Source organism: Peribacillus sp. P4_D6, from assembly GCF_056401795.1.
The window spans coordinates 1-4,127 of the sequence record NZ_JBFUIQ010000216.1; the positions used below are offsets into that span (position 1 = coordinate 1).

At 41.4% G+C, this 4,127-nt stretch carries 3 protein-coding genes; all 3 read left to right on the forward strand.

All coding sequences use genetic code 11. From position 1 onward, the window contains the following. On the forward strand, positions 1-440 hold a 440-nt coding region (locus AC1DVB_RS25605), incomplete at its 5' end, for an amidohydrolase family protein (protein WP_477591578.1). A 222-nt stretch (positions 441-662) separates the two neighbouring features. Beyond that, entirely contained in the window at positions 663-2,006 is a 1,344-nt protein-coding gene (locus tag AC1DVB_RS25610; RefSeq protein WP_239861172.1) for an APC family permease, read from the forward strand. Between the two features lie 41 nt (positions 2,007-2,047). Next, a complete protein-coding gene (locus AC1DVB_RS25615; protein ID WP_477591580.1) occupies positions 2,048-3,679 on the forward strand; it encodes an amidohydrolase in 1,632 nt (543 codons plus the stop codon). The last annotated feature ends 448 nt before the right edge of the window (positions 3,680-4,127 follow it).

Here is a 4,127-nt window from a genome sequence, read left to right on the forward strand (position 1 = left end):
ACTTAGCGATGTCTGAAAGAGGTGTTTACACCGAACAAATTGGTGCTGAACGAGAAAAGTATGTCTTCTCGATTAATACTTTGCAAAAAACCGGTGCGAAACTGGCTTTTGGAACGGACTTCCCAATTGATATTTTGAATCCGCTCCTCCAAATTTATCGTGCGGTCACGAGAATCGACAGCAGCGGAAAAACGGTATGGCATCCACATGAGTGCATCACACTTGCCGAAGCATTGAAAGCTTATACCAGTGGCCCAGCCTACGGTACATTTAGAGAGCAGGAATTAGGGACATTGGAAGCAGGTAAACTTGCTGATATTATCGTCTTGGAACGAAATCTCTTTGAAGTGCTCGTGGAAGAAATACCAGACATAAAGGTACTGTTAACAATGGTTGACGGTCAAGTGGTTTATGATTATGCCGGTTCTTTAGTAAGATAAGTAAACGATTCGGAATAAGAGGATCAACTAGCGGATGTACATCTTTGTCATCAAACGTTTACTTAATATGCAACTTATTATTTTTAGAAATTCAATACGAAAATGGACCATTCTATGGAAAATAAAAACTATTGAAAAGAGATCAGTCTGCTTTGCAGAATCAGTATGGTATTGGAATGAAGAATGACTATGATGCAGACATTTAAATAGGGGGACTGATATATGAATAATTCAAACTCACCAACTCTTAAACGCTCACTTCCATTAAAATATGTTGTGTTTTTTGGTTTGGCCTTTATGGCCCCAACTACTTTGTTTTCAACTTATGGAGTGGCTGTTCATAGCACGAACGGGATGATCACCACTGCTTATATCGTTGCCTTTATCGTTATGCTATTTACAGCCTACAGCTATGCGCAAATGGTCAAAGCCTTTCCAAATGCGGGTGCAGCCTATACGTTTACGCAAAAATCCCTAAGTCCTCACATTGGTTTTCTCGTAGGTTGGACCATCATCCTGGATTATATGTTCAGTCCAATGATCAGTGCTCTATTGTTAGGAATTGCAATGAAAGCCTATTTCCCTATAATTCCTATGTACGTCTGGATTATTCTCTTTATCGTCACGGTTACGATTATAAATATTCTCGGTATTAAGGTAGCGGCTAAGCTTAATATGGGGCTTCTATTCTTGCAATTCGGAACACTTGCATTGTTCACCATTTTTTCAATAAAGGGGCTTTTAAATGGTCAAGGTGCAGGAACGCTTTTTTCGATCCTCCCGTTTATTGATTCAAATATAAATATGCCGGGCTTCATGTCCATAATCCCTATTTTATGCTTTTCCTTTTTAGGGTTTGATGCAGTAACAACTCTTTCTGAAGAAACGAAAAACCCGCGAAAATCCATACCTAGGGCCATTTATCTTGTAACAATCATTGGTGGATTATATTATTTTATCGGTTCGTACTTTTTACAGCTTGTCTGGCCTGACTACCAATCATTTAAAGCCCCGGAAGCTGCCTATATGGAAATAGCAATGCATATCGGGGGTAACTTTTTGATAAGTTATATGCTTGCTGAAGGAATCATGTCAAGTTTTTCATCAGCTATTGCATCAGGAACAAGTGCTTCACGTATTTTATTTGCAATGGGACGTGAACGTGTACTTCCTGCCAAAATATTTGGATATCTTTCTCCTAAATATCGTACACCTGTCTTCAACATATTAATTATAGGAGGCGTTGCTCTAAGCGCACTTTTCTTAAGCCTTACGACTGCCGTATCTCTTATAAATTTTGGTGCATTATTCGCTTTTACTTTCGTTAATCTTTCGGTTATCGCTCACTATTATTTCCGAAAAAAGCAGCGTTCCTTAATGGGGACCATTCGGTACCTTATCATTCCGTTAATTGGTGCTTCTCTTACAGGTTTCTTTTGGATAAAGTTAGACATCTATTCGTTAATACTGGGAGGAACTTGGTTTGCGATCGGATTTGTGTACCTTCTTAACCTTACAAAAATGTTTAGACAGCCGCCTCCTGAGCTTGCCATTGAACAAGCTTAATAATAGAAGCTATTCTATAGAATTGAAAGGAATGATAGATAATGAATCAACAACCAGCTGATGTAATTATTTCAAGTAATGCTGTATTTACAGGACTTACTGATCAACCGGAGCCCGCCTCAATTGCGATTAAGGACAATAAAATCATTGCGGTTGGTTCTGAAGAGGAGGTTAAACCTTATTCAGGCGAGAATACCAAAATCCATCAATTTGATGACCAATTAATTCTACCGGGTTTTCATGATTTCCATCTTCACATGATGGATGGGGCTGTTTCGATGAATGGTGCCAATTTATTCCCAGCCCGTTCAGAAGAAGAAGCGTTGGAAATGATTCATGAATTTGCCGAATCGCGCCCGCAAGATCCTTGGATAATCGGCGCTTCATGGGATGCAGGATATTGGGATACGCAGCAATTACCGAATCGGTCTTCATTGGACCGCATTCTCCCCGACCGTCCGGTGCTTATGTTTCACGCCGAAGGTCATTACGCATGGGTAAATTCAAAGGCACTTGAAATCGCTAATATTACCCGTCATACGGAAAACCCTTCGTATGGAATGATTGGAAAAGACGAAAATGGGGAACCTAATGGACTTTTATACGAAAAAGCAATGGAYGCGGTTATCCTCCATGCCTATGATTTTACAAAAGAACAAAAGAGAGAACTTTTCACGAATTTCCTCACTCATGCGGCTGGTTTAGGAGTAACATCCGTCCACGACTTATTTGCAATAGAAGCATTGGAAATGCTTAATGATTATGATGTTTTCAAAGAATTTGAAGACAGTGGGGATTTAACTGCCCGTATTCATTTATGGCCAGCTTTAAATGGCAATCTTGAACGTGTCAAAAAATTACGAGATACGTATCAATCGGACAAACTTCGTGTGTCAGGACTTAAACAATTTATCGATGGCGTCATTACAGCCCGTACCGCTTATTTACTTGAACCTTATGCTGATCAACCGAATACACGAGGTGAATCTTCGTTCCCTCCTGAAACGATCAAAAAATGGGTCGCTGATGCTGATAAAGAAGGCTTTAGCATTCGTTTTCATGCCATTGGCGACGGAGCGATTCGCATTGCTTTAGATGCCTATGAGGAAGCGCAAAAGACAAACGGTAAACGAGATTCGCGTCATTCCGTTGAACACATTGAAGTGATCCACCCTGATGATGTTCATCGTTTCAAAGAGCTAGGCGTGACCGCTTCAATGCAGCCGGATCATTTTGCGATGTCTGAAAGAGGTGTTTATACCGAGCGGATTGGTACAGAACGAGAAAAATATGTTTTCTCGATTAATACACTGCAAGAAGCCGGAGCGAAATTGGCATTCGGAACGGATTTCCCAATCGATACCCTTGATCCGCTTCTTCAAATCTATCGGGCAGTAACGAGAATCGATAGCAGCGGAAAAACGGTATGGCATCCACATGAGCGCATCACACTTACCGAAGCATTGAAAGCTTATACAGCCGGATCAGCTTATGGTTCCTTTAGGGAGAAGGAATTGGGAACATTAGAAGTAGGAAAACTTGCTGATATCGTAGTATTAGAACGAAATCTCTTTGAAATACCAGTAGAAGAAATTCCCAATACAAAAGTGCAACTAACGATCGTTGATGGAAAAGTTGTTTTTGATCATACGACGTCTTTAATCGAAAAGTAACATTAAAGGAGGATTCTACAACTGTAGAATCCTCTCAGACTGTAGACAAACTCAAAATCGAGTTTGTCCTTTTTTATGGCTTGCACAATTTGGACGTTGATTGGAACGTAGGGCACTCGCTTTCCGCGGGCGGGTCCGCCCTCGGCTTTCGCCTGTGGGGTCTCACCTAGACGCGCTTTTCCCGCAGGAGTCTCGTACACCCGCTCCAATCAACTTTGACTTACCTTTTAGATAGAACACTTTTCCCTACAGTCTTTTTTGTTTCAGGCTATTTTCACATACTTTGTTGCTATTTACCAGGTAGTGAGTTGTGGTTGATTTCACCTCCAGATGCTCGCTTTCCGCGGGGCGGGCGGTGAGCCTCCTCGGCGTAAACGCCTGTGGGGTCTCACCTGTCCCGCTGCTCCCGCAGGAGTCTCGCACTTCCGCTCCAATCAACCTTAAATAG

Excerpts from the sequence above, each read along its gene's own strand:
- AC1DVB_RS25610 (WP_239861172.1), top strand. The coding sequence starts at position 663 with ATGAATAATTCAAACTCACCAACTCTTAAACGCTCACTTCCATTAAAA.